General features: G+C 49.2%; 23 protein-coding genes and 2 pseudogenes. 24 read left to right on the forward strand and 1 reads right to left on the reverse strand.

Going from position 1 to position 25,326, the window contains the following annotated elements; translation table 11 throughout:
• Window positions 1-122 precede the first annotated feature (122 nt).
• From MUN53_RS04325 to tnpC, 12 genes and pseudogenes are all read left to right on the forward strand, one after another.
• The gene (locus MUN53_RS04325; protein ID WP_032939761.1) at window positions 123-662 is read left to right on the forward strand and encodes a GNAT family N-acetyltransferase; all 540 of its coding nucleotides are present in this window, start codon (window positions 123-125) and stop codon (window positions 660-662) included.
• Window positions 663-705: 43 nt separating this feature from the next.
• Complete coding sequence (locus tag MUN53_RS04330; RefSeq protein WP_005816213.1) at window positions 706-1,827, forward strand: efflux RND transporter periplasmic adaptor subunit; 1,122 nt, start codon at window positions 706-708, stop codon at window positions 1,825-1,827.
• Window positions 1,824-4,937: an efflux RND transporter permease subunit gene (locus tag MUN53_RS04335; RefSeq protein ID WP_005816215.1), complete on the forward strand. Its 3,114-nt coding sequence runs from the start codon at window positions 1,824-1,826 to the stop codon at window positions 4,935-4,937. Before MUN53_RS04330 ends, MUN53_RS04335 begins: the two co-directional genes overlap by 4 nt.
• Window positions 4,938-6,296: an efflux transporter outer membrane subunit gene (locus MUN53_RS04340; RefSeq protein WP_005816221.1), complete on the forward strand. Its 1,359-nt coding sequence runs from the start codon at window positions 4,938-4,940 to the stop codon at window positions 6,294-6,296.
• 137 nt (window positions 6,297-6,433) lie between these two features.
• Window positions 6,434-6,748, forward strand: a pseudogene (locus MUN53_RS04345) (hypothetical protein); the annotation flags it as partial.
• Window positions 6,745-7,509: pseudogene (locus tag MUN53_RS04350) on the forward strand (SIS domain-containing protein); the annotation flags it as partial. The pseudogenes MUN53_RS04345 and MUN53_RS04350, both read left to right, overlap by 4 nt.
• The gene (locus MUN53_RS04355) at window positions 7,506-7,694 is read left to right on the forward strand and encodes a hypothetical protein (protein ID WP_005816226.1); all 189 of its coding nucleotides are present in this window, start codon (window positions 7,506-7,508) and stop codon (window positions 7,692-7,694) included. The pseudogene MUN53_RS04350 and the gene MUN53_RS04355, both read left to right, overlap by 4 nt.
• Window positions 7,695-7,928: 234 nt before the next feature.
• A complete protein-coding gene (locus MUN53_RS04360) occupies window positions 7,929-9,071 on the forward strand; it encodes an ImmA/IrrE family metallo-endopeptidase (protein ID WP_007897423.1) in 1,143 nt (380 codons plus the stop codon).
• Window positions 9,062-9,619, forward strand: a complete 558-nt coding sequence (locus MUN53_RS04365; RefSeq protein WP_005816230.1) for a DUF4411 family protein — start codon at window positions 9,062-9,064, stop codon at window positions 9,617-9,619. The genes MUN53_RS04360 and MUN53_RS04365 overlap by 10 nt, the downstream gene beginning before the upstream one ends.
• Window positions 9,620-9,735: 116 nt before the next feature.
• Window positions 9,736-10,104 carry a hypothetical protein gene (locus MUN53_RS04370; protein ID WP_243323564.1) on the forward strand — a complete coding sequence of 123 codons (369 nt, stop codon included), beginning with the start codon at window positions 9,736-9,738 and terminating at the stop codon, window positions 10,102-10,104.
• 1 nt (window position 10,105) lies between these two features.
• Window positions 10,106-10,450 (forward strand): IS66 family insertion sequence element accessory protein TnpB, encoded by a 345-nt coding sequence (gene tnpB / locus MUN53_RS04375; protein ID WP_243323565.1) that lies wholly within the window; start codon window positions 10,106-10,108, stop codon window positions 10,448-10,450.
• Between the two features lie 88 nt (window positions 10,451-10,538).
• On the forward strand, window positions 10,539-12,326 hold the full coding sequence (gene tnpC, locus MUN53_RS04380) for an IS66 family transposase (RefSeq protein ID WP_243323567.1): 1,788 nt from the start codon (window positions 10,539-10,541) through the stop codon (window positions 12,324-12,326).
• Window positions 12,327-12,547: 221 nt separating this feature from the next.
• Here the strand turns inward: tnpC and MUN53_RS04385 are convergent, their stop codons facing one another.
• Window positions 12,548-13,177: a M23 family metallopeptidase gene (locus MUN53_RS04385; RefSeq protein WP_007837448.1), complete on the reverse strand. Its 630-nt coding sequence runs from the start codon at window positions 13,175-13,177 to the stop codon at window positions 12,548-12,550.
• Between the two features lie 220 nt (window positions 13,178-13,397).
• On the opposite strand from MUN53_RS04385, the gene MUN53_RS04390 reads away from it, so the two are divergent.
• The 12 genes from MUN53_RS04390 (at window position 13,398) to MUN53_RS04445 (ending at window position 25,324) form a co-directional block, all read left to right on the forward strand.
• Window positions 13,398-14,159 (forward strand): DUF4099 domain-containing protein, encoded by a 762-nt coding sequence (locus MUN53_RS04390; protein ID WP_005816235.1) that lies wholly within the window; start codon window positions 13,398-13,400, stop codon window positions 14,157-14,159.
• 23 nt (window positions 14,160-14,182) lie between these two features.
• A complete protein-coding gene (locus MUN53_RS04395) occupies window positions 14,183-14,407 on the forward strand; it encodes a hypothetical protein (RefSeq protein ID WP_005816237.1) in 225 nt (74 codons plus the stop codon).
• Window positions 14,408-14,444: 37 nt separating this feature from the next.
• Window positions 14,445-16,040 carry a hypothetical protein gene (locus tag MUN53_RS04400; RefSeq protein ID WP_005816239.1) on the forward strand — a complete coding sequence of 532 codons (1,596 nt, stop codon included), beginning with the start codon at window positions 14,445-14,447 and terminating at the stop codon, window positions 16,038-16,040.
• Between the two features lie 30 nt (window positions 16,041-16,070).
• On the forward strand, window positions 16,071-17,213 hold the full coding sequence (locus tag MUN53_RS04405) for a toprim domain-containing protein (protein WP_005816242.1): 1,143 nt from the start codon (window positions 16,071-16,073) through the stop codon (window positions 17,211-17,213).
• The gene (locus MUN53_RS04410; protein WP_005816244.1) at window positions 17,210-17,695 is read left to right on the forward strand and encodes a PH domain-containing protein; all 486 of its coding nucleotides are present in this window, start codon (window positions 17,210-17,212) and stop codon (window positions 17,693-17,695) included. The genes MUN53_RS04405 and MUN53_RS04410 overlap by 4 nt, the downstream gene beginning before the upstream one ends.
• Window positions 17,676-18,377, forward strand: a complete 702-nt coding sequence (locus MUN53_RS04415) for a hypothetical protein (RefSeq protein ID WP_005816246.1) — start codon at window positions 17,676-17,678, stop codon at window positions 18,375-18,377. Before MUN53_RS04410 ends, MUN53_RS04415 begins: the two co-directional genes overlap by 20 nt.
• Window positions 18,378-18,394: 17 nt before the next feature.
• A complete protein-coding gene (locus tag MUN53_RS04420; RefSeq protein ID WP_005816248.1) occupies window positions 18,395-19,078 on the forward strand; it encodes a hypothetical protein in 684 nt (227 codons plus the stop codon).
• Between the two features lie 93 nt (window positions 19,079-19,171).
• A complete protein-coding gene (locus MUN53_RS04425) occupies window positions 19,172-19,834 on the forward strand; it encodes a hypothetical protein (protein WP_005816251.1) in 663 nt (220 codons plus the stop codon).
• A 15-nt stretch (window positions 19,835-19,849) separates the two neighbouring features.
• A complete protein-coding gene (locus tag MUN53_RS04430) occupies window positions 19,850-20,671 on the forward strand; it encodes a M23 family metallopeptidase (RefSeq protein WP_005816253.1) in 822 nt (273 codons plus the stop codon).
• 32 nt (window positions 20,672-20,703) lie between these two features.
• The gene (locus MUN53_RS04435; protein ID WP_007897422.1) at window positions 20,704-20,976 is read left to right on the forward strand and encodes a hypothetical protein; all 273 of its coding nucleotides are present in this window, start codon (window positions 20,704-20,706) and stop codon (window positions 20,974-20,976) included.
• A gap of 9 nt (window positions 20,977-20,985) precedes the next feature.
• Window positions 20,986-22,785 carry a hypothetical protein gene (locus tag MUN53_RS04440; protein ID WP_005816255.1) on the forward strand — a complete coding sequence of 600 codons (1,800 nt, stop codon included), beginning with the start codon at window positions 20,986-20,988 and terminating at the stop codon, window positions 22,783-22,785.
• Between the two features lie 82 nt (window positions 22,786-22,867).
• Window positions 22,868-25,324 carry a MutS N-terminal domain-containing protein gene (locus MUN53_RS04445; RefSeq protein ID WP_005816257.1) on the forward strand — a complete coding sequence of 819 codons (2,457 nt, stop codon included), beginning with the start codon at window positions 22,868-22,870 and terminating at the stop codon, window positions 25,322-25,324.
• Window positions 25,325-25,326 lie beyond the last annotated feature (2 nt).

Here is a 25,326-nt window from a genome sequence, read left to right on the forward strand (position 1 = left end):
TGATAAAATTTTCTCTATTGGGTGAAACAATACTGGAATGGAACGATAAAGATATCGAGCATTACCATGCACGGCGTATGGCAATGGACAGTATGCTCTGCCGTTTCAAGGATTACAAGGAAATATATATCGAAACCGAACGAATTATCATTCGAAATTTCAAACAGAAGGATGCCGAAGGGTTGTTGGAGTATCTTTCCCATCCGCGTGTGAATTGCTTTGCCGGAGACCGCCTTTGTTCCAGAGAGGCGGCATGGGCATATATGCAGTATTCCCCGAAAGACATGCTGCGCTATGCGGTGAGTCTGAAAAAAGATGACTTTATTATCGGTGACGTGTTCGCTTTGCGTGAGAATGAAGACACTTATAATGTGGGGTGGCATTTCAACAAACGTTTTGAAGGCAAAGGATTCGCTTGTGAAGCGGCAGCCGGATTGTTGGATTATCTTTTCCGAGAGGCGGGCGCACGGCGTATCTATGGATTTGTGGAAGATGACAATATCCGCTCCAAACGCTTATGCGAACGTCTTGGTATGCGCCGCGAAGGATGTTTCAAAGAGTTTGTGACATTCGTAAACAATCCTGACGGCTCCCCAAAATATGAAGATACCTGTGTTTATGCCATTCTCGAAAAAGAGTGGAATACCATCCGTCAGTGGTGACACACCAAACCTATTATGAATTAATACAAAACAAGAAGAAAATATGAACAAGCAATTCATTATCACGAATTTCGCAGCATTTGCTCTCATGCTGTTCCTGCCGACCGGATGCAGGCAGGCGGACGGCAAGCAGGATGCGGTGCAGAGTTATCGGGTCATAAAGGTCGCGGCAAGTCCGGTGGAAATCTCCGAGTCCTATTCCGCCGCCATACGCGGACGGCAGGATGTGGACATCCTGCCGCAAATATCCGGGCGCATTATCCGTCTGAAAGTGAAAGAGGGTGAACGGGTGAAGACCGGTCAAGTATTGGCTGTAATTGACCAAGTGCCCTATCGGGCGGCATTACGCACGGCGCAGGCCAATGTCAGCGCGGCACAGGCAAAAGTGGAAACGGCAAGAATCGAGCTGCGGGGCAAGCAGGCATTGTTTGACGAGAAGGTCATATCCGACTACGAGCTTTCTCTCGCCCGGAACCAACTGGCAGTGGCGTGTGCTGAACTCGAACAGGCAAAGGCACAAGAATCGGATGCACGCAACAATCTCTCCTATACGGAAATCAAAAGCCCGAGCAACGGAGTAGTAGGCACATTGCCCTATCGCATCGGTGCGCTTGTCGGTCCCAATATGGCACAGCCTTTCACGGTCGTGTCCGACAATGCGGAGATGTATGCCTATTTCTCCATTTCGGAGAATATGCTACGGCGATATTTGGCTCGCTATGGCTCGATTGACAGCATGATAGCCGGGATGCCGGAAGTGGGCCTGCAACTCAACGACGGCAGCCTGTACAAGGCGAAAGGACGTATTGAAACCGTAAGCGGCGTGGTGGATCCTGTTACCGGAACGGTACAAATCAAAGCCCTGTTCCCCAATCCCGACCGCGAACTGTTGAGTGGCAGCATCGGCAATGTCATCCTTCAAAACCCGAAAACGGAGGCCGTAACCATTCCCATGACCGCCACCGTGGAACTGCAGGACAAGATTATCGCTTACCGTCTGAAAAACGGACAGGCGGAAGCCGCCTATCTCACGGTGGACCGCCTGAACGACGGCAACCGGTTTATCGTAAAAGAAGGTCTTTCGGTCGGTGACACCATTGTCGCCGAAGGCGTGGGACTGGTGAGAGAAGGCATGAGCATAACCCCTAAAAACGAAACGAAATGAACCTGCGATTTTTTATAGACCGCCCGGTGTTTTCGGGCGTTATCTCGGTGGTGATTGTACTGTTGGGCATGATTTCCATGTTTTCCTTGCCGGTGGAACAATACCCCGACATCGCACCTCCGACCATCAACGTATTCGCAACTTATCCTGGAGCAAACGCTGAAACTGTGCAGAAGGCAGTGATAACCCCTCTGGAAGAAGCCATCAACGGCGTGGAAGACATGACCTATATGACTTCCACGGCATCGAATACGGGCGATGCTTCCATCGACATCTATTTCAAGCAGGGAACCAACGCGGACATGGCGGCGGTAAACGTGCAGAACCGCGTGAACGGCGCGCTGAGCCAGCTTCCGGCGGAAGCCACCAAGACCGGTGTCACCACTGAAAAGCAGCAGAATGCCGAACTGATGACTTTCGCGCTCTATTCGCCCGATGACCGCTTCGACCAGACCTTCCTGAACAATTACGTGAAAATCAATGTCGAGCCGAGGCTGAAACGTATCAGCGGCGTGGGAAAGGCACAGATGTTCGGTTCCAACTACAGCATGCGACTTTGGCTGCGTCCCGACAAGATGGCGCAATACGGGCTTATCCCCGATGACATATCCACCGTACTCGCACGACAGAACATCGAGGCCGCCACCGGCTCCTTCGGTGCCAATCATCCTACCGCCAATGAATACACGATGAAATACCGCGGACGCTTGTCCGGCGCGGAAGAGTTCGGTGAGTTGGTCATCAAGTCACTGCCGGGCGGCAATGTGCTTCGGCTGAAGGAGGTTGCCGATGTGGAACTGGGCGATGAATACTACAACTATTCCTCCGAAGTGAACGGGCATCCGGCAGCCATGATGCTCATCAACCAGAAAGCCGGGTCCAATGCTTCAAGCACCATCAAGGAGATTCACGAAGTGCTTGACGACCTCAGCCGGGACTTGCCCGAAGGGACGGAATTCGTGGTGCTTACCGATACCAACAAGTTCCTGTATGCTTCCATCAATTCTGTTATCCGGACACTTATTGAAGCGATACTTCTGGTTATCGTGGTGGTATATGTATTTTTGCAAGATATTAAGTCCACGCTTATTCCTACGATATCCATTTTCGTCTCCATTATCGGTACGTTCGCCGTGATGTCCATGATCGGCTTCTCCGTCAACCTGCTCACCCTGTTCGCGCTTGTGCTTGCCATCGGAACTGTGGTCGATGATGCCATTGTGGTGGTGGAAGCGGTGCAGGCGAAGTTCGACGAGGGCTATCAGTCTGCGGTTCTCGCGGCTGATGATGCCATGAAAGGCGTTTCGTCGGCTATCCTGACCTCTACCATCATCTTTATGGCAGTGTTTTTCCCCGTTGCCATGATGGGCGGGACTTCGGGAGCGTTCTACACGCAGTTCGGTATCACGATGGCTGTTGCCGTGGGAATCTCGGCAGTCAATGCCTTCACACTCTCACCGGCACTTTGCGCGCTGCTGCTGAAACCCTATATCGATGAGCAGGGCAACACCAAGAACAATTTTGCAGCCCGTTTCCGTAAAGCGTTCAATGCCGTCTTCGACCGTCTGAGCCGACGCTATGTACGTGGAGTGATGTTCATTATCCATCGCCGATGGCTGTTGTGGAGCATCATAGGCATTTCTTTCGGGTTGCTGGTGCTGCTGGTCAATGTCACAAAGACGGGACTTATTCCCGAAGAGGACACCGGGACGGTCATGGTGAGCATGAACACGAAGCCCGGCACATCCATGGCTCAGACAAGTAAGGTGATGGAGCGTATCAACAGCCGTCTCGACAGCATCGGCGAGATTGAATACAGCGGTGCGGTCGCCGGTTTCTCTTTCAGCGGTTCCGGTCCCTCGCAGGCGATGTATTTCGTGACACTCAAAGACTGGGAGCAGCGTAAGGGAGAGGGGCAGTCGGTCAATGATGTCATCGGAAAGATTTATGCCGCCACTTCGGATATTCCCGATGCCACGGTGTTCGCCATGTCGCCTCCGATGATTGCCGGGTACGGCATGGGAAACGGTTTCGAGCTTTATTTGCAGGACAAGGCGGGCGGAAACATCGCCGCCTTCAAGGAAGAGGCAGACAAGTTTGTCGAAGCCTTGTCGCAGCGACCCGAAATCGGCGAAGTCTATTCCTCCTTTGCCACGGATTATCCGCAATACTGGGTGGATATCGATGCCGCCAAATGCGAACAGTCGGGTGTGTCGCCCGCAGATGTGCTTTCCACATTGTCGGGCTATTATACCGGACAATATGTTTCCGACTTCAACCGGTTCTCCAAGCTCTACCATGTGACCATGCAGGCTCCGGCGGAATATCGTGTGAATGCGGAATCCCTGCACCACATGTATGTGCGTGCCACCGATGGCGGCATGTCGCCTTTGAGCCGGTTCGTGCGCCTGACCAAGACCAACGGCCCGTCAGACCTCACCCGTTTCAACCTGTTCAACGCCATCTCGATTAGCGGGTCTCCGGCTCAGGGCTACAGTTCGGGGCAGGTGCTCGAAGCCATCGGCGAGACGGCACGTGAAGTGCTTCCGTCAAATTACACATACGAGTTTGGCGGCATTTCGCGTGAGGAAAGCAAGACGACCAACAATGCCACGCTTATATTCCTGCTCTGCATGGTTCTGGTCTATCTGATTCTGTGCGCCTTGTATGAGAGCGTGTTCATACCCTTCGCGGTTCTGTTGTCGGTGCCTTGCGGACTGATGGGCAGTTTCCTGTTTGCGTGGCTCTTCGGTCTGGAGAACAACATCTACATGCAGACCGGACTTATCATGATTATAGGCCTGCTTGCCAAGACAGCGATCCTGCTTACCGAATACGCCGGTAAACGGCGGTCGGAAGGCATGACGCTGGCACAGGCGGCATACAGTGCGGCAAAAGTCCGCCTGCGCCCCATATTGATGACTGTGTTGTCCATGGTGTTCGGTCTTGTCCCGCTGATGATGGCGCACGGAGTGGGTGCCAACGGCAGCCGTTCGCTTGCCACAGGTGTAATCGGTGGAATGATTGTAGGTACTTTGGCTCTGTTGTTCCTTGTGCCGTCATTGTTTATTGTATTCCAATATATCCAAGAACGTGTTAAGCATAATTAAATGAAGAAGACAGTAATATATATCATATTGTCGGGATGGATGCTTGCCGGCTGTGGCACATACAGCCGGTATCATCGCCCTGACCTCTCAACGGAGAATCTGTATCGGGACATGCCGGCGGACATTGATACAATGACCATCGCGTCCCTGTCGTGGCGGGAAATGTTTACCGACCCGAAACTCCAGTCCTTGATTGAAACCGGACTTGAACGGAACGCAGACCTCAATGTGGCACGGTTACGCGTGGAAGCGGCAGAAGCCGTCCTGATGACTGCCAGACTATCATATCTTCCATCACTGGGACTGACTGCCGAAGGTAATGCCAATAAACATGACGGAGCAACGGCAAAGACATATAATGTGGGAGCGTCGGCAAGCTGGGAACTGGACATCTTCGGCAAACTTACGGCGGCAAAGCGTGGCGCAGCCGCCGCATTACAAGGAAGCCGTGCCTACCGGCAGGCCGTACAGACACAGCTTGTCGCCACTATTGCAGACAGTTACTACACCCTTGCCATGCTTGACGCACAAATGACAATAAGTAACCGGACTTTGGAGAACTGGCGGACTACCGTACGCACTCTTGAAGCGTTGAAAAAAGTGGGGAAATCAAACGAGGCTGGCGTATTGCAGGCAAAGGCGAACGTGATGCGACTCGAAGCATCCCTGTTATCCATACGCAAGAGTATTTCCGAAACAGAAAACGCCCTGTCTGCGATACTTGCCATGCCGTCACACTCGATTGGACGAAGTGATCTGGCCGAGGCTGCTTTCCCCGATACTGTCTCGATCGGAGTCCCTTTGCAACTGCTTTCCAACCGTCCCGACGTGCGTCAGGCTGAAATGGAACTGGCGCAAGCATTCTACGCCACCAATGCGGCCCGTGCCGCCTTCTATCCCAATATTACCCTCTCGGGAATTCTTGGATGGACTAATAACGGCGGTGGCGTAATCGTAAATCCCGGACAATGGTTACTTAATGCCATCGGTTCCCTGACACAGCCGTTATTCAACCGGGGCGTAAACATCGCCAACTTGAAGATAGCCAAAAGCCGTCAGGAAGAAGCCAAACTGTTGTTCCGGCAATCATTACTGAACGCAGGAAAGGAAGTGAACGATGCTCTGACCGCATGGCAGACGGCAAAATCGCAAATTGAAATCAATGCTCGGCAGGTTGAAACATTATGCGACGCTGTGCGAAAGACAGAATCGCTGATGCGTCATTCCAATACCACCTATCTGGAAGTGCTGACCGCCAAACAGTCTCTTCTCGAAGCGGAAGTGCAACAGTTACAAACTCGTTTTGAACGCATACAAAGTATAATTAAACTTTACCATGCGTTGGGAGGAGGAATGTAACTTTACAAGAATTATAACCTAATACTGAACCATGTTGTGTAATTTTTATATTTCAGTCGTCATAAACTTATAAATAAGTAATTTAGTATGCAAAAACAAATTAAAAAGTCTTCTCTTTTTTTGAAGAGAAGCAACACCTGACCCACTTCGCTACCGAACAGGATGTAGCAGAAGAATTGTTTGAGTTACTCTTAGAAGCGAGAGAACTCTATCTTCAGGATGTGATTTTGAATGGCAAGCGGTATGACCGCTATGTGGATGACTTCATCAACAGTCATCGGTATATCAACTGCAACAGTGCAATTTGCCGAAACTGCCACGAGATGAACATCCACATCGTCAAGGGACTGCTGAACGAATGCGCCCACCTTATCCAGCCTCTTTTTGAGGCATCCGACTTCTCCTTTGAGAAGTGTATGGAGTTACAAAGGAAGTATGACCGCTCGGAACCGTTGCCGCCATACAGTTGGCACGGAGCAAGGGGGCTTTTGTGTATGGCATCTGCAACGTCGTGGGTGCCTCTATCCCAAGAAATACGGATTCCGGGACATACATCCATGTAGGACCTGAGATAGGTGTGGCTTCTACCAAGGCTTTTACAGGACAGGTAACGGTGCTGATGCTGCTTGCCCTCTGCGTGGGACAGATGCGTGGTACTGTGGATGATGCAACCGTAGAGAGGATTGTCCGGGAGTTGAAGAACATGCCCCTATATATAAAAGATGTGTTGGGACTTGCTGACAAAATCAAGAACTTGTCGAAGATATACACCTATGCCCGCAACTTCCTTTATCTCGGTCGTGGGTACAACTACCCCACCGCCCTTGAAGGTGCGTTGAAGCTGAAAGAAATATCCTATATCCATGCGGAGGGTTATCCTGCTGCGGAAATGAAGCATGGACCGATTGCACTTGTAGATAGCGAGATGCCCACGGTGGTCATTGCTCCAACGGACTCGCTGTATGACAAGATAATCAGTAATGTAAGGCAGGTGAAGGCGCGTGGCGGTACGGTTGTCGCCATCATTACCAAGGGCAATGACGCAATGAAGGACATCGCCGACCATTGCCTTGAAGTGCCCGACGTACCCGAATGCCTTACACCTCTCGTTGTTTCCGTCCCATTGCAGTTGCTGGCCTATTACATCGCCATCAACAAGGATAGGAATGTTGACCAGCCAAGAAACCTTGCTAAATCAGTTACCGTAGAATGAATAGAATATTATCACTTATTGTTACCATCCTCTTTGCGTTGTGCATTGAGGCTGGCATCTTTATGCTTATTGCCCACTGGTGGGGCATGACTGCGGCCATTACCGTGATAGCCATTGAATGTGTGTTAGCCTTATGGACAGTTTACGAAATGAGACATGCGAGTGATGAACCAGTTGATGAATAACATTGCAGGCTGTGGTTAGAACGAAAAAGGCTAAAAACAAAAGGACGGGTCGATGATTCGTCCTATTTTTGTGTCTTTTTGGTGGCAAAATGTAGCGATTTAGCAAAATAAACATAAATTCCAGTGATATTCAGCATGAAAATTCGCCCATTTAAGTGAAAATGTGTAATTTTGCAACGCAAAATTGTGCCTAAGCATTTGCATCAAAACAACAATAGTTCAATCGAGGCTGATATGAAAGTAGAGATTAACAAGAAACGTTTAGAATACCTGCTGGCATTATACAAGATGTCGGTGGATGACTTGTTGTCTCTTCTGAACAAAGGCAGGAAACGGATAACAGGAGCCGCAGACATCAGTGGAGATTCTATTGATTTGGGGGTGTTGAAGCGTATAGGTGAGATATTCGACAAAGAAGTCAGTTTCTTTCAAGACTATTCTAAGTTGTCAACCAATGCAAGCAGCAGTATCTTCTTCCGCAAGACCTCATTCGGAACAGAGCTGAACTTGGAGTCGATCCGTACTGTAAACCGATTCGAGAGTCTGAAAAACGCTTTGGATGCATACAACAAACTGTCGCAACTGGATGTGAAGTTTGACATAGAACACTACACCCTACAAGATGACCCTAAGACAGTAGCCGTACGTGCAAGAGATTTTTTTTATCCCGGGGAAACTGTCAATCATAGGCAGTTTCTTGTGAAGATGATAGAAAAAATCGCCGATCATGGCATTTTTGTCTTTGAATACATAGAGACATGGAACAAGAAAGAGAAAACCAACATTGACGGTTTTTACCTTAAGCCCAATGTGATAGTGCTTAAGCATCATAAGCATTACAAGCGAGAAATATTCACTCTGGCGCATGAATTGGGGCATTGTCTATTGGGGATTGAAGAAGTGGAGTCGGTGGACATGATGGACATCTCGGCACAGACTTCATACAGTGATGTCGAAAGATGGTGCAATGATTTTGCATATCAGTTCATTATGGGACAAGAAGCAGAAACACTTGCTAACATAGCATGTGTAGATTCCCGTAACGACTACTGCATTGACCTCTTCAAGGCTATCAGTGCACGGACGCACATTAGCCGTCTTGCCTTATATACAAGGATGTATATCGACAGGAAAATCAGCTATTCGAGCTACAGCAATGTCAAGAGTGAATTGGCAGAGGAATACAGAAGAAGAGAGGAACAGGAAAAGTTGAAAAACTCTGAGAAGAGAGGCGGGCGAACACCAAAGCCCATCATTTCTCCGCTATTCTTGAAAACCATGCAATATGCCTATTTCAATGGAGTGGTCAACGAGACCACTTTCTGTTCGAGACTCAATGTCAAACCAGCAAATTTTGAGAGGGAGTTATGGCGATAGTTGTTGATACATGCTCATTGGTGATGATTGCCAAGAATTATCTTCCCTTGGATAAGGACGGACAGTTGTACTCATTCCTGGAAGAGGCGTTCTCCCGCAAGGATTTGATGCTACTTGATGTGATTCTGGATGAATCAAAACGCACCTCCAAAGGAATTGCAGTTGAAAAGATGCCTTTCCTCAAAGACAAGAAATTGGTCATTCCGACAAAGGATCTATTTCCATGTGCCCCAGAGAGATTCAGCAACATGATAGACAACAATTTCTGTGTAAGACTGAAGAAGCAGGAACTGACTGAAGAAGAATACATAGAGCAAAAGGAAGAATACCTTAAAACAGGTGATGCTAAGATTATCATTTATGCACTGAATGTACGACACTCGGACGCTATCCATCTGGAAGAGATGCAAGTAATGACGGAGGAAACAAGGCAGCAGAATGACGGTAAGTTGTTCAAGAAACTTCCTTTGTTGTGTGAGCAGATAGGGATTGGAACACTAACCGTTTCAGAATATCTGCATAGAAACGGGTTCTTTATTGACAAATAGCATAGATATTAGTATCATCTTATGACATCTTTCACGAGTAACCATTCTATTTTCCGCCTTGACATAAGTTGTTAGCCGACATATCTTTGCGTCATAACCAAATAACAAAAATGATTATGGCAAAAGAGAAAGTAAACTACCAGGAGGTATATGACCTCTACCAGTTATGCAGCGAGACCAAGGATCTTCGGGAGTTCTGTGCGGATTATGGAGTAAATTACGACAAGTTCATGAACTGGCAGCGTCACCAGCTGTGGAGCGAGAAGTTAGGCAAGACAGTTCAGGTTGAGCAGCCCAAGGTTGCCAAAGTCCAGATAACCGGTAAACCTTGCAACAGTCCAACCGTGAAGATGGAAGTGAAACAACCGGAAGTCGAAGCTCCTATTAAGTGGGTGAAACTGCAATTGACATCCGGCGCGACACTGTTTCTGAAAAATACCACAGTTCTTGATTTGAGCTTGTTGCTTAATAAAATGATAGGATGATATGCTTGGACTGAGTGCTAACCTGAACTATTACCTGTTTAACGGTAATGTTGATTTGCGGAAAGGAATTTTCCGCCTGTGTGAGAGTATAAGGGAAGAGATGTCACTTGACCCGAGCGATGCATCCAATGTATATATGTTCATGTCCCGTAACCGGAAGGTCGTCAAGATACTTCATTACGAACGCGGTTTTTATGTGCTTTACGAGAAACGTCCTGTCATGGGTAGATTCAAGAAACCTGTGTTTGACGAGTTGTCAAAATGCTACCGGATACAGTGGTCTGACATGGCTTACCTGACGGAAAGCATCGTAGTCGACAGGATGTATGTAACTCCTAAAGAATGAATAATAAGGCGTTGATTTACAAAGGAATAATACAAAAATAATCGATAAAAAGTTTGCGTAACTGCCTGATTTTTCGTACCTTTATATCATGATTGATGAAAGAGCATACGAGTTACTTTGCTGCCAGCTTGGTCTGGCGAATGAGGAAAAAGCAGGGCTTCGCAAACAGAATAAAGAACTGATTGCGAGGCTTGAGTCTATTGAAAAATCCAACAGGGAGAACTCAAAAGCTCTGATTGATACAATCAATGACCTCAAAGAATCCCTCAAAAAGCAATCGAGTACGGTTGAATATTACAGGAAAGAAATGGAACTTATGAGGAAGCAGCTTGAAGCAAAAGACGAGGTGAACATGATGCTGGCAAATGAGATATCCAATCTCAGGCTTCAGCTTGAGGACGGCAGGAAACACCGTTTCGGCCGTACCTCAGAACAAAGAAGGCTGCTGAACAACCGTAACATTGACAAGGCTGCAATGGAGAAGTCTGAGTATGACGGTTCTGACAAGACGGATAATGATGGTAATGATAATAAGGCCAATGGTAACGTTACCGGCAGCAATACCTCTTCCGGTAGTGTACCTGCACAGAACTGCAGAGCTTCAAGGAAAAAGGAAACCGCACCACGTGCGGAAAAGACCAGGCTGAAGGTGGACAAGGTAGTGGTACATGAAATAGAAGACTATTACCAACTCCCGGATGGCGCAAGGCTTATGAACCGCAACGGAATGGCTGATGTGTGGGAATACAGGTTTATAGAACATGTGCGTGCCCATAACGTGGAACATGTGTACAAGGTGGCAAGGGTAAAGCTTGCAGACGGCACTTTCACTAACACGATGGAGCATCCCTTGAAAAACCTTGGAGGAATCTTCTCTCCTGAACTGCTTGCCCGTCTGCTTTGTCTGAAATATGACTTCAGTATGCCTGAAAACAGACAGATAAGACTGCTTGCAAGAGAAGGCATCCATATAAGCAATACCACGCTGAACAGCTATATCCACAACGGAATCTCCAGGCTTAGGGAGTTTATGGAAGATGTCTTCAAGAAGTTTGTACAACAGGCAAAATACCTTATGGTTGATGAGACTACCGAACTCGTTGGAGTTGAAACACCGGAAGGTAAGGCTTACAGGAGAAAGTACTTATGGGCTTTCTTTGCAAAGCATGTCAAGTTGGTTTATTATCATTACAACAACGGCAGCAGAGCATCTGATGTGGCAAAGACCTTCCTTGATCATTTTATGGGATCTATATCTACAGACGGATATACGGTTTACAGGATGTTCGACGGAGAAGGCTCAAAGGTGCTTCATATAGGATGCTGGACGCACTGCAGGAGGTTGTGGGTTGATGCTTTGCCATCAGACAGGACGGCGATGGACATAATAGATTCTATCGGTGATTTATTCAGGAATGAAGACCTGTTCCGCACAATGAAACTCAGCAGTGAGAAGATAAAGGAAAAAAGACTTAAACTTACGGGACCTGTTCTTGAACGTATACATCATAAGGTGGTCATGATGATGCAGGATACCAAACTCATGGCAAACGAACTGATGAGAAAGGCTGTGAACTATACGTTAAACCAGTGGAAATCCCTGAAAAATATCCTTAAGGACGGTGCGGCGGAAATATCCAACAATCTCTGTGAGCAAAGAATGAAACCTGTAAAGCTGCTGCTCAAGAACTGTATGAATATAGGAAGTGAGGCAGCCGCAGAAAACTCGGCATTCATCTTCTCCCTGATAGAAAGCTGTAAGTTGAACGATATATATCCTCAGGATTACCTGAAGCACTTGTTTGAATGTATTCTTCATGGTAAGGACTGCGACAAGAAGGCCCTTCTGCCATGTTTTTATAAACCGGAATGTTAAAACAAAAATATTTTCTTGCGGACATTTTTATTTTATCGGCTGAAAAACAGCCGATAAAATCGTCGTGGCGGAAAATAGAATGGTTACCTTTCACGAAATCATATTATATTCGTGAATAAAACACTTGTTTTTCAAGAATAGAAATTGTTGAGGATTAGATATTTAAGACATTATTGCAATGCGGAAGGGGTGATGTGAACGACAAAAGACAAGGCGTTCTATTAGAGTGGATGCTTGATAAGATTGAGAAGAATGGACGGGTCGATGGCTCGTCCTTTTTTTGTGTCTTTGAGTGTGAGGTGCAGGTGGGGACCAGTACTGCGACCACTGTTGCCTGTCAGCGCGATGATGATGCCGGGACGGACGTGGGTGCCTTTGGTGACGAGAGTTTGGGAGAGGTGGCAATAGCTGACGGTGAAGTCGCCGTGACGGAGGGTGACATAGAGGCCTGAACGTTTGTCCTTGCCTACCTTGATGACCTCGCCGTGCATCATGGCGTATGTGGGTTCGTAATTTGCCTTCAAATCAAGCCCGTTGTGTAGGGCTTTTCTTTTTGTAAATGGGTCTCTGCGGTAGCCGAAAGGGCTGGTGACAGAGATATGACGGAGTGGACTGACAAGTGCCGTGTGGCGGTCGGTCTGCTCCGTTTGGGTTTGTAATGGGGCAAAGGCAAGAGAGTCTCGCCGCTGATGCGGCGAGCACGGAGGCAGTTGTTCGGATGTTGCGGACTGCGTCGTTTTTGGCACAGCCTTGCGGTGTACCTTAGTCTGTGTGACGGTATTGAACTGAGCGCATACTGTTGCTGATGAACAGAATATTGCTGCTATTGTGATGAGTAGAAATCGTTTCATGGTGCAAAAGTAACAAGCAATTCTTTGACTGGCATAAAGAACAAAGGGAAGACAAGAAGATTGTAACATAATATAGCAATCGAGTTTGATTTTTGAGCAGAAATCAAACTCAAATAATAATAATCGTCAAAAATAACACGCATTATCTTATGCAATTCTGCTTGTCTCTGAATAGGTATATAACTTTGCATGAGTTTAATTTCAAATTCAAAGTTAAAGTATGAAGCAAGTACGATTTGAAGAGAGCGAGGTGCCTTATCAGACACTGGCTCGTTTTGGTCTCACACAAGAGAAGATTGAAGACCTGCCCATGTGGGCGTTGGAAGATATTGGTCAGGGACGACGTTCACCGTTGCTGCCCATTCAGGTGAATAATGATGAGGGCGAGACATTGAAGAGCCGCACCCGATTTGCGTTGGTCCGTATGGAGGACGGCAAGGTGGATGTGGTCTTCTATCCGCAGTTGGAGAAATCACCATTGGAGGCTTTTACTCAGGAACAGCAGGAGGACTTGCTGGCTGGAAAGGCTATCCTTGCCGATGTTAAGGATGCTGATGGCAGGAGCAGCAAGGCTTTCGTGCAGATTGACACGGAGACCAATCAGGTGATGTCGGTACCTACGCCTGTCATCGGGCGCAACTTGGAGGTGCTGAAGGATGAACTGAAACTGAGTTCGGCAGAACTGACCGTGATGCAGAAGGGTGAGCCGCTCACGCTCATCATGGAGGACGAACAGGTGACGGTGGGTATTGACCTGAACGATAAGACCGGCATAAGGATTAATCAAGGCGACAGTCAGAAGTGGAAGGAGAACACCAAGCGAGAGTGGGACAAATACACCTTCGGGTGCTATGGCTGTTGGGTAATGGGCGATGACGGTAATCTTGACTATGTGCCTGAAGAGGAATACACGGAAGAACTTTGGAATGAGCAGAAGAAGAATGGAGAGCGCAACCGCGCCTCTTTTTCCATGCACAAATAATCTACACATAATATAATAAGTATATGGCATCAAATAAATATTATCCAGAGGATGTGCTCGTCGAGAAGATACAGAGCGGCGAGTACGGTTGGTTGGAGTATGTCAACCATCATTCTGCTGAATGGCAGGAAGAATATGAGAGCTATTGTCTGAACAACGGACTCTGCATTTGTGAAGAGAGTGCGGAGCAGTTTGTCCATCACAAAGATGAGGAACTGGAGAAGGCAATAGAGAACGGTGAAGCATGATAAATGAAGAGTGAAGAATGAAGAGTGAAGAATAAGTATGGCGATAAGAAAGAATACGAATCCCCAACAGATGGACCTGCAACCAGAGATGCGTGACTTGCTCATGCGCAATGGTATGCAGGCTCATGTGGTGAGTAATGGCAGCGGCTATCAGCTTGTGGTGCAAGGGCATGACAGTCCGCTGCTTACCTATAACATCACCGAGAAGCAGATGTTGGCTCTGACCGACTGGGGTACGAATCATGCCAACAAGTTAGCCTACAATACCTTTACGGGCATTGTGGGCAACGACTTCTATATGCCCAAGAACTTCGTTCATGCACGCAATGCCAACGGTCGTGTAGCTATGGGGCTGCACGGCTATCGTGTTGGTATCGGCGAGTATGGACGGATGGGGCGCATCGATATGCCACCACCCTTTTTAGGTTGGACACCACGCAGTCAGGAGGGATTCCATCTTCGCAGAGTTGGAGGACGATTGTTCTTCCCCGAAGCCCCGATTGTGCCTGAACGTTGGGACGGCAGAATGAAGCCTGGCGAATTGCAGAGCGGCGGTTATGGGTTCTATTATAAGGGACAGCAACAGAGTTATAGCCCTCAGCAACAGGATGTGCTGAAAGATTTGGAGGGAATCATAATGCCTTCCATCAGCCGCACGAGAAGCACGGAGCCAGCCAAGCCTTATAAGGAACTGATTACCTCGCCTGTCTATTTCACCAATGAGAAGTGGCAGGAGTGTCTGGCATCGCATGGCATCATCATTGATGAGAATGCGAAGACGCTGACCATTCAGTCGAACAGCGTCAATGCCGACATGGTGTATGACCTGACAGATGAGGAACTGAAGAAACTCACCTCCAACTCCATCAAGGAAGTGCCCGTCGTTCAACGCTTGGAACTGCTGAATGGCATCATCAAGGACGACTTTGCTGACAAAATCCTGATGGACACACTGAATAGCAAGGAGCGCATCGACCTGCATCTGCATCCCGAACTTGAACAGGAGTTGCAGCAGCGTCAGCAACAAGACGAGGAACGGTTGCTTCCGTTGGAAGAGGACGAGACTGTCAGACGTGACGTGTTGCAAGGCGATGCCATGGTGAGAGGTGAAGACCTTGCCTTGATTAATGAGAACAAGGGTTGGTATCGTGAGGGAGCGCATGGGCGTGAAGTGAAAGTCGGTGACATCATGGTGGAGAAAGTGCCTCCGATGGAGGGAGATAAGAAAGGCGAAGATAAGTATCGCATGACCGCCATTATCAATGGAGAAGCCATCACGCACGAAATCAAGCAGAAGGACTACGACAAGTTCTTGGCGGTGGATGACTACCATCGCATGAAACTCTTCTCCAAGGTTTTCAGTGAAGTGGATATGAAGACACGCCCCGAAACCAACGCCGGACTGGGCACGAAGATATTGGCGGCTCTGACGGCAGGAGCAGTCGTTACAGCAGAGGTGGCGCATGACATAAGCCACCATCATCACCATCCAGCCCCGGAGTTCTATGCAGAGCATCATGGCGGTCCACGTCCTTACTTCAAACCGGGAGTGGATTCGCCACAGGAGATTGCGGCAAGGTACTTTGAGGCAGAAGCAAATCATGTTGCCACGGAGATAAGGAGAGGATATTAACAATGTATAATTTACAATTTATAATTTATAATGAGTAGTGAACTGACATACGATGACTTTCTGGACAGGTTGAGCATACAGGAAGTACTGGTGGACGCAGGGTATCATCTGAACAAGAGAGATGGCTTGCGTTATCCGTCGTATGTGCGTACTGACAGTGAGGGCAGACGGGTGCGTGGTGATAAGTTCATTGTCACGCAGAATGGGAAATGTTGCTTCCAACCACCGCAGCAGAAGGTGTATAATGTCATTTCGTTCATCAAGGAGCATCCAGAAATGTTTTCAGAGAACAAGGTGGGAATGTCTCCTGACCGACTCGTCAACCTCGTCTGCAACCGACTGCTCAACCAACCCATAGAGGACAGACCATCGAAGATTACAGAACCAAGAAAGGACGGAAAGCCATTCAACCTGAATGACTACGACATCCACAAGTTCAATCCGCAGGACAGGGAAACGCAGAAAAGGTTTTATCCCTATTTTAAGTTCCGAGGCATCGACCTCTATACGCAGTATGCTTTTCATCGGCATTTCTGTCTGGCTACTAAGCATCGGACGGATGGACTTACCTTTGCCAACCTTGCCTTTCCGCTTGTACTGCCCAAGACACCCGACAAGACTGTGGGCTTTGAGGAACGAGGACGACCGAAGATGGACGGTAGCGGCGGTTACAAGGGCAAGGCAGAAGGAAGCAACAGCAGTGAAGGACTGTGGATTGCCAACCTCACGGGCGAGCCGTTGGATAAAGCAAGCGAAATTGTATGGTTTGAGAGTGCCTACGATGCCATGGCAGAGTATCAGATAAATCCTGTAAAGATGGTGTATGTATCTACGGGCGGCACACCCACCGAGGGACAGATGCGAGGACTTCTGTCCGTTACTCCCAACGCACGGCACTATTTGGGTTTTGACAAGGACGATGCAGGGCGGCAGTTTGTTGCAAACTTCAGGAAGGTGGCAGCAGAGATGGGCTTCCGTCACGAGCATGTGCAAGCCTATCATCCATTGGGTTGCTACAAGGACTGGAACGATGCGCTGCTCAACAAGAAATCAGCAGAACTGATTGCCAAGGGCGAACCAGATACCTTCGACTATGCCGAGTTTATCGCAGCCGGCAAGGCAGAGAAACAAAGGGAAAAAGAAGAAAAGAACACATATCATAGAAGCGTATGAGACAAGAAGATAATAGCATCATCACCTTGTGCCCCAGCATCGGACAGTTTTTCATCAACGAACTGCCTCTGTTGCTGTTGTGCGTGGCAATGCTCCTAATCGGAGGATTGCCCGGTTGTGCATATAGTACCCTGTTGCTTGTCTTCAGCCTCCTGTTCTCCCTCTGTTTACTCTACCGATTCATCTATCTGAGGAGTATCCGCTACCATATCGGGAGCGAGCAACTCATCTGTGAGCACGGAGTGTTTCAGCGGAGCGTGAACTACATGGAGTTGTACCGAGTGGTGGACTTTGCCGAGCATCAGACATTGATACAACAGTTATGCGGACTGAAAAGCGTGACCGTGTTGTCGATGGATAGAACGACACCGAAACTGGAAATGACCGGCATCAGCAACAGCTATGACGTGGTGAGTGTGATACGAACAAGAGTAGAAACGAACAAACGAAGAAAGGGCGTATATGAGATTACGAATAGATAAGATTTGGTTCATTGTCGTGGCATTGGTACTGAGCGTGCCGTCAGCCCATGCACAGATTGTGACTGCCAACCCTTTGGAATGGATGGCATTAGCAGAGGGCAACGAAGCCATCAACGGTGAGATAGAGAAGGAAATCAAAGGTCAGACCAAGACTGCCCTGTTGCAGAATACCATCGCCGCAGAGTTCACCAAGATACACGAATGGGAGAAGAAGTACAACAGTTATCTGAAAACCGCCAGTGGTTATGCCTCTTCCCTCAAAGCCTGTACCTATCTGTACGACGATGGAGTGAAGATATTCATCACCTTGTGTAAGATGCGCAAGGCCATCAACAATAATCCGCAAGGCATCGTTGCCACCCTCTCGATGAACAACCTGTATATGGAGACCGCCACGGAATTGGTGTCCGTCTTCACACTGCTGAAAGATGCAGTCGCCAAAGGAGGCAAAGAGAACATGCTGACTGGTGCGGAAAGGAGCAAGACGCTGTGGGCACTGAACGACAAGCTGAGTGCCTTCAGCAAGAAGCTGCATCGTCTTTATCTGTCTATACGATATTACACCATGACCGATGTGTGGAACGGCGTGACGGCAGGGATGATAGACCGAAGCAATGGAGAGATAGCCACCCAAGCCCTTAGCAGATGGCGCAGAGCAGGACGTATGACCATCAGTGATTAACGATAAAGGAATCAGTCATGAAGTATTTCATATCAATTGCCATTTTTATGTTTATATCATCTTTTGCAGGAGTGCGGGCGCAGAACGACCCGACTCTTGCGGGGATGATTCTGATGTACACCAACAAGGCGGAGAAAGAACTGAAGAATCAGGAGAAAGTGATGCTGCTACAATCCACCGGCCATATCTGGACCAAGGAGGAAGTGGAAGCCACTACCGACCTGCAGCGGGAGTTCAACAACTATCTGGACTCCTTCCGTTCCATCGTCAGCTATGCCGCACAGATATATGGTTTCTATCACGAGATAGGTCAGTTGGTGGACAATATGGGTGGATTGGTGGCGCAGTTGGATGCCCATCCTGCCAACGGACTTGCCGTAGCCCTGTCAGCCAAGCGCAACAAGATATACCGCGAGCTGATTATGAACAGCATCGAGATAGTTAATGACATACGCACGGTATGCCTGTCGGGCAACAAGATGACCGAGAAGGAGCGTGTGGAGATAGTCTTCGGCATCCGACCCAAACTGAAGAAGATGAACAAGCAGTTGAAGCGACTGACGAGGGCGGTGAAATACACCACCATGGGCGATGTTTGGATGGAGATAGACGAAGGGGCAAGACCCACCAAAGCGAACAAAGCCGAGATAGCAGCGGCTGCCAAGAGGCGGTGGAAGCAGGTGGGCAAGAACGTAAACTGATGGAGCAGCGAGAGCAGAGCCGAACTTGTTCGAGCTATGCCGAGTCGTGACAGAAGAAGACGAAGTCAAACCGTGATTAAAAAACGATAAGATATGGGATTTTGGAGTTCATTATTGAAATATGGTGGCAAGGCGGCACGAGGTACTGGCCATGTCATCGGAGTAACTGGAAAGACCTTAGGCAGTGCGGCACTCCACCCGCAACGCACCCTTATGGGAGCCGGCAAGGCTATGCAGACGGCCGCAGTGGGTAGTGCCGCAGGCTATGTGACATGGGAGAAGCTGACCACAGACAAGAGCGTGGCACGCATCGTAGGTGATGCTGTCATCGGCGAGAATGCCACGGAAGCGGTGGCACAAACCGCCAACGATGTGCAACGTCTGACGGGCAAGGCTGGTGAAGCCGTTGATGCGGTGAACACTGTAGCCGGAAAGATGGACACCCAGTTCAGCGGCATCAGTGATTTCTTTAGGAATATGTTCGGAGGCGTAGGATGCGACATGATAGGCAATCTCTTTGGCAATATCGGCAAGGGCAACGTGTCGGGTATGAGCATCGTCGGACTGGTGGCTGCCGCCTTCATGGTATTCGGACGCTTTGGTTGGATGAGCAAGATTGCGGGTGCCCTGCTTGGAGCGATGATCATCGGGAACAATTCTAAGGTGGCGCAAACTCTGCCTAACAGAGGCGGTACGTCTTCACATGGGCAGAACATGAAAGAAGCAGAGACCCAAAGCAGAGGGATGAAACGATAACCAATATACAGTGATATGAGATATACAGAAGAAATGATACTGCGCTCATCGAGCGGCTACTGTATGCCGTTTGAGGAGCCTATAAAGCAGGACGTGCAGATGTCCTTGGGTTACGGAGAGCAGAAAAATCCCGTGACGGGAGAAACATTCTTCCATCACGGCATAGACTTCTCAGTGAACCATTACCTGCTGTCGGCGGTGGCAACGGGAACCGTCTCTGCCATTGGGTCGGACGCGGAGCATGGCATCTACCAGACCATCCGCTACGGCAAATACGAAGTGACTTACAGGCATCTCTCCAATGTCTTCGCCAACTTCTCCCAAAGCGTCAAGGCCGGTCAGACCATCGCCATCAGTGGCGACCTGCTGCACATGGAGGTGAGGTTTGACGGAGAGGAAATCAATCCGTTGGAGTTCCTCACCATGCTCTACGGCAATATCAAGGCATTGGAGCACAATTCCCAAATGGGCATCAATGAACTGGACATGAACATCCCTTCACCCTACGACACCGACCGTCAGGAGATAGAGGCATTGATGCTCCGCTTCCTTCCCTCCTACTTCGAGGACCTTCAACAAGGAGCATACTCTCTGCCCGAACATACGGAGCAGTCGTTGAGAAACATCTTCTCGTTGGGAGCGAGCAAGCATTATTTCTACGAGACCATGCCGAGCATGGCTAATCCCTTGGGCATCGGCAACCGCTGTATGCCTTTGGCGACTAAGGTGCAGAACCTGCTCATTGCCGACTTTCTCAACTATCTTGCCATGCGACATCAGGTATATCTCTCCACGATGGACGAGGTGTTAAAAAAAAACTCCAAGAGCAAGCCCTGACGCATGACGGCATCATCGACCCTCTTGCCGACTTGGACGTGGATATCCAGAGCTTCGACATTCCGAGGATAGTGAGCGTCTATCCCGACCGGGCTGGCGTGAGATGGTGGACAAAGGCATGGTTCAATGGTAAGGAAGAGGGGGAACCCTCCGTGGAGATTGAGGAACGTATGGCCGTGCAGTTCATCCACTGCCAAGTGGACAAGGACGCATGGTTGGAGGAACACTATCCTAAGCAGATGGAGATATATCACAATGCCATCGAGCAGACAAAGGAACAGATATTACAGCAGTATAATATATAAACAAGGTATATGGCAGTTAAGAACAGTCAGCGATTCGCAGAGATAGAGCGTCTGATGGGCGACTACTTCGGGTGTCACCTTGCCCCCGTGATGGGCAGGGTGCAACGGGACTTGTCCAACAGACAGGCAGACGAGATGCGAGCCTACTCCAACAGTACGGCTGGCATCCTACGCTCATTGGCCACTGCCAATATGCCTGGTGATGACCCATACGCCACGCTGAAGATTACAGGCAAGTGGAACAGCAAGACCACCGAAGACTATCTGGCGATGTGCAAGGAGGCTATTGTCGGCAACAAGGATATGCAGCGTGACCTTGCCGTGATGGCTGAGGAATGGCGCAAGGCGGTGGTGACGGAGATAGGACGAGAGCGGTACGATGCACTCTCTAAACAACTCGGTTGTGATTTGGCATACGCCTATATCGATCACCGCATGGAGCAGCTGATGATAGAAAAAATGGTGAAAGACCGTATGCCAACATCTTCTGCCGACTATATCATCCGCAAGGCGGCACAAAGCAGTCTGTTCGGTCTGCCCTACGAACTGAACAAGTCACCCCTTGCCGCAGAGATAGAAGCCAAAGGAGAGGCAGCCTATAAGCCCTCTCGAACAGAGAAGGCAGCGGGATGGGCAGCCGGAGCGGGTGCCGATGTCGTGGCCATGGGAGGGATTGGCTCATGGGCAACCTTCGCCAAGTTTGTCGGTATCGATATGGTGATGAATGTCGGCATGGAGCACCTAAGCAAGAAAGGTAGCAGCCAAGAGGTCTGTGTCGAGGAGTGTATCAGCAAGGGAGTTTTCGGTACGGGCACCAACGTCTTCGCCTCATTCCGCAAACAGGCAAAAGTCATCAAGAACCACGAGAACAGCTATATCAAGGCTACCAACAGCCATTTCAAGAACAAGATTCCCACGAGCAATATCACTTTTATGGATTGGACGAAACAAACCGAGCAGACCTCTTTTCCTTGGAACAAAGGTACGTTCCTTGACCCTCAGAGAAACGAAGCAACCAAACGTACAGGCAAGTACAAGGATGTGCCCTTGATAGTTGCGCCTGGACAGGAAGACGAGTATCTGGAGGTTAAGGCGAGACTGGATGCAGAGGCTGAGAAGGAGAAGAAGGCAGAACCGAAAGAAACTCCTGATTCATCGACTGAAGAGGCAACACCATCTGTAGTCCAGCAGGAGGAAACAGCCTTACAAACAAACGAAAATGGATGGGACGGGCTGTTGCAGAGTTTTGGACTGAACGGCTTTTCAGACATCGGCAAGAACCTTGGTTATGTGTTGGCGATGCTGCCCGATGTACTGGTGGGACTGTTCACTGGCAAGACAAAATCGCTGAATATGGACAATAGCCTCCTTCCTTTGGCCTCTATCGTGGCTGGAATGTTCGTGAAGAATCCTATACTGAAGATGCTGTTGATGGGTATGGGAGGTGCCAATCTGCTCAACAAAGCGGGACATGAGGTGCTGGGCAGGAAACAGCAGGAAGGCATTGCACCTACAGTTAGTCCTGCTGCATCTCGCATTCAGTACCGCCAATATCCTGATGAACCACTCAATCCTCGTATCAGCAACCCGATGCTGCAAGGGCGGTGTCTCGTTGCCAACATTGACCATGTGCCTTGTACCATTCAACTGCCTGACAGTGTGATTGGGGCGCATCAGTCGGGGGCATTGCCGCTGAATACATTGGCTAACGCCATACTTGCCAAGAACGACCAGATGCGACAGATGGCAGCAATGCAGTACGAAGAGCAGGCACGGGAGAGCGTGGTGCGACCGAGGGGAATACAGTGAAGCCCGACAACAAAATTGTCGGGAACGGTGGCTTGGTAAGCCAATTATAGAATGTGATTGAGATAAACAAAAAGATAAAAGCATGAAAGAGAAATCAGAATTTGAGAAGCGGACGGCGGAGAAGCAGGTGTCGCTGCTCACTGAGGCACTGACGAGTGCGGTGGATGCCAAGGGACATTGGTTGAATGCAAGCGGCAAACTCTATCCGAAGCTCTATCCCAAGGGCTTTTCGGTCAGTCCGTTCAATGCCCTTGTCCTTGCCCTTGACTCCGATGCCAAGGGTTGCAAGAGCAATCTGTTTACGCAGTTCTCCGAAGCGAAGGCACGGGGTGAGAGCGTGAGGGAGCATGAGAAAGGTGTGCCGTTCCTGTATTACAATTGGAATAAGTACGTCAACCGCAACAATCCCGACGATGTCATCACCAAGGAGGCATACGCAGAACTGTCGGAACAGGACAAACAGCAGTACAAGGGAGTGAAAAACCGTGAGATCCGTGTGCTGTTCAATATCGACCAGACGCTACTGCCTATGGCTAACGAAACAGCCTACACTACGGCATTGAAGAAGGATGGCACGGTGGAGGATAGAGGTTATGGCGACAAGGAGGACAAGCAGCTGCATGGGTGCGTCAACGGATTCCTTCAGAAGATGAAGGACAACCTCGTGAATGTACGTCAGGACGGCACGGGTGTGGCGCACTACGACACCGAGAAGGATGTCATCTACCTGCCACGGCAGCGTGACTTCGAGCACTACAATGACTATGTACAGGAGATGATGCGTCAGTTGGTGTCTGCCACCGGTCATCAGCAGCGGTTGGCACGTGAGGGCATGGTCATGAAGAACGGCAAAGCCCCGTCGGAGGATGCCGTGAAGAAGGAACGACTCATCACTGAGATAGCTTCGGGCGTGAAGATGCTCGAACTGGGACTGCCTGCCCGTCTGTCAAAGGACAGCCTTAGCATGGTGGACTATTGGACGAGGGAACTGAAGGAAGACCCTTGTCTGATTGATGCCATCGAGAGTGAGGTGAACGGTGCGCTGAAGGTGTTGAAGAAAGCCGAACTGGGTGAAAAGGTGGAGTATGCCACCGACCAGCATCAGCGAGAGACGGCGCAGATACAGGTGCAGTTGCCCAACCACTACTTCGTAGCAGACGAAATCAAGCAGCATCCCAACGAGGAGCAGCGTACTGTGGTCATCGTGCGTGATGATGCCAGCAAGACCGCCGATGTGGTGCTGCCACAGGGTGCATCGTTGGAGGTGAACAACGAGATCAAGGGCATGAACAAGCAACGCTTCACCAATGCCTTGCAGAAAGAGGGTTATGACAACGTGCGTTTCTACAATCCCGACGGAGCCTTGGGCTTCCGTCCCGACGACAGTTATTTCGCCGACAAGAAAATCACGGTATCAAGACTGCGCAACTGGTCTATCGAAGACCTATCCTCGTTGGATGCTTCTGAGGCCGTAACCCACAGCCGTGACATCGGTTTCGACAATGTGCAGTTGGTAAAGGATGACAAGGAGCGGTGGGCATTGTACATCAAGCCCGAAGGTAAGGAGGGCTTTGCCGTCTATCCCGACAAAGGAGACCTCAATCATTTCTTCACCACCTTGAAGCAGTCGATGGACAACATCGAGCGTGTGCGTGAGGAACTGGCACAGAAGTATTATGCTATGGCAGAGGCGAAACCCGACCTGAAGGTGGACATCTTCGGAGGTAATGAGCAGGAGGTTGATTTGAACCGCATCCAGCGTGTGGCAGTATTCCGTGCCAAATCGGGCGAATGCCTGTGTGCAGCCACTATTGACGGCAAGAAGTTGCAGCCGAGAAGTGTCAGTCCGTCACAATGGCAACGATTGTGGGTGGCTCCTGACAGGGATTCCTACAAGCAGAACCTTGCCGCCTCGCTGTTTGCTGATGTATTGCAGAAAGACAACAATGTCGAGCAAAGTACACAAGAGAAGCAGGAAGAAGCGACGGAGGTGAAGCAAGCGGAGACGGCAATTGTCGATAAGCATGATGAACAGAAGGAAGTGGTACTTAAGGAAGATAAAAGCTCTGAACAAAGGGAAGAGAAGAAACAAGAGGAAAAGAAAGAAGAAAAGAAGGATGAAAAGGCTGTCAAGGCTGCTGTCTCTCCCCTTGTCCAACAATATCTTGACTTGAAGAAGAAGCATCCTGATGCCATTCTTTTGTTTCGCTGCGGTGACTTCTATGAGACCTACAAGGATGATGCGGTGAAGGCATCCAAAATATTGGGTATTACGCTGACAAAGAGCAATGGGCGCAAGGATGATGAAGGCAAGCCGTTGGCAATGGCAGGATTCCCATATCATGCCCTCGACACCTATCTGCCGAAGCTCATTCGTGCTGGTGAACGGGTGGCCATCTGTGACCAGTTGGAAATGCCGAAGCAGACAACATCATCGAAGCGTGGAATTACGGAGATGGTGTCACCTGGAAAAGAGACAGGAAAGCAGATGGCACAGGAAAGTCAAGAAACAGAACAACACACCAGTCTAAGGAGATAGGC

Origin of the sequence: Parabacteroides faecalis (assembly GCF_022809355.1) — a bacterium.
Lineage (GTDB): Bacteria > Bacteroidota > Bacteroidia > Bacteroidales > Tannerellaceae > Parabacteroides > Parabacteroides faecalis.

Excerpts from the sequence above, each read along its gene's own strand:
- MUN53_RS04355 (WP_005816226.1), top strand. The coding sequence starts at position 7,506 with ATGAATAGAATATTATCACTTATTGTTACCATCCTCTTTGCGTTGTGC.
- MUN53_RS04370 (WP_243323564.1), top strand. The coding sequence starts at position 9,736 with ATGGCAAAAGAGAAAGTAAACTACCAGGAGGTATATGACCTCTACCAG.
- MUN53_RS04445 (WP_005816257.1), top strand. The coding sequence starts at position 22,868 with ATGAAAGAGAAATCAGAATTTGAGAAGCGGACGGCGGAGAAGCAGGTG.
- tnpB (WP_243323565.1), top strand. The coding sequence starts at position 10,106 with ATGCTTGGACTGAGTGCTAACCTGAACTATTACCTGTTTAACGGTAAT.
- MUN53_RS04335 (WP_005816215.1), top strand. The coding sequence starts at position 1,824 with ATGAACCTGCGATTTTTTATAGACCGCCCGGTGTTTTCGGGCGTTATC.
- MUN53_RS04420 (WP_005816248.1), top strand. The coding sequence starts at position 18,395 with ATGAAGTATTTCATATCAATTGCCATTTTTATGTTTATATCATCTTTT.
- tnpC (WP_243323567.1), top strand. The coding sequence starts at position 10,539 with ATGATTGATGAAAGAGCATACGAGTTACTTTGCTGCCAGCTTGGTCTG.
- MUN53_RS04360 (WP_007897423.1), top strand. The coding sequence starts at position 7,929 with ATGAAAGTAGAGATTAACAAGAAACGTTTAGAATACCTGCTGGCATTA.
- MUN53_RS04405 (WP_005816242.1), top strand. The coding sequence starts at position 16,071 with ATGAGTAGTGAACTGACATACGATGACTTTCTGGACAGGTTGAGCATA.
- MUN53_RS04395 (WP_005816237.1), top strand. The coding sequence starts at position 14,183 with ATGGCATCAAATAAATATTATCCAGAGGATGTGCTCGTCGAGAAGATA.
- MUN53_RS04425 (WP_005816251.1), top strand. The coding sequence starts at position 19,172 with ATGGGATTTTGGAGTTCATTATTGAAATATGGTGGCAAGGCGGCACGA.
- MUN53_RS04410 (WP_005816244.1), top strand. The coding sequence starts at position 17,210 with ATGAGACAAGAAGATAATAGCATCATCACCTTGTGCCCCAGCATCGGA.
- MUN53_RS04365 (WP_005816230.1), top strand. The coding sequence starts at position 9,062 with ATGGCGATAGTTGTTGATACATGCTCATTGGTGATGATTGCCAAGAAT.
- MUN53_RS04330 (WP_005816213.1), top strand. The coding sequence starts at position 706 with ATGAACAAGCAATTCATTATCACGAATTTCGCAGCATTTGCTCTCATG.
- MUN53_RS04390 (WP_005816235.1), top strand. The coding sequence starts at position 13,398 with ATGAAGCAAGTACGATTTGAAGAGAGCGAGGTGCCTTATCAGACACTG.
- MUN53_RS04340 (WP_005816221.1), top strand. The coding sequence starts at position 4,938 with ATGAAGAAGACAGTAATATATATCATATTGTCGGGATGGATGCTTGCC.
- MUN53_RS04430 (WP_005816253.1), top strand. The coding sequence starts at position 19,850 with ATGAGATATACAGAAGAAATGATACTGCGCTCATCGAGCGGCTACTGT.
- MUN53_RS04400 (WP_005816239.1), top strand. The coding sequence starts at position 14,445 with ATGGCGATAAGAAAGAATACGAATCCCCAACAGATGGACCTGCAACCA.
- MUN53_RS04385 (WP_007837448.1), bottom strand. The coding sequence starts at position 13,177 with ATGAAACGATTTCTACTCATCACAATAGCAGCAATATTCTGTTCATCA.
- MUN53_RS04440 (WP_005816255.1), top strand. The coding sequence starts at position 20,986 with ATGGCAGTTAAGAACAGTCAGCGATTCGCAGAGATAGAGCGTCTGATG.
- MUN53_RS04415 (WP_005816246.1), top strand. The coding sequence starts at position 17,676 with ATGAGATTACGAATAGATAAGATTTGGTTCATTGTCGTGGCATTGGTA.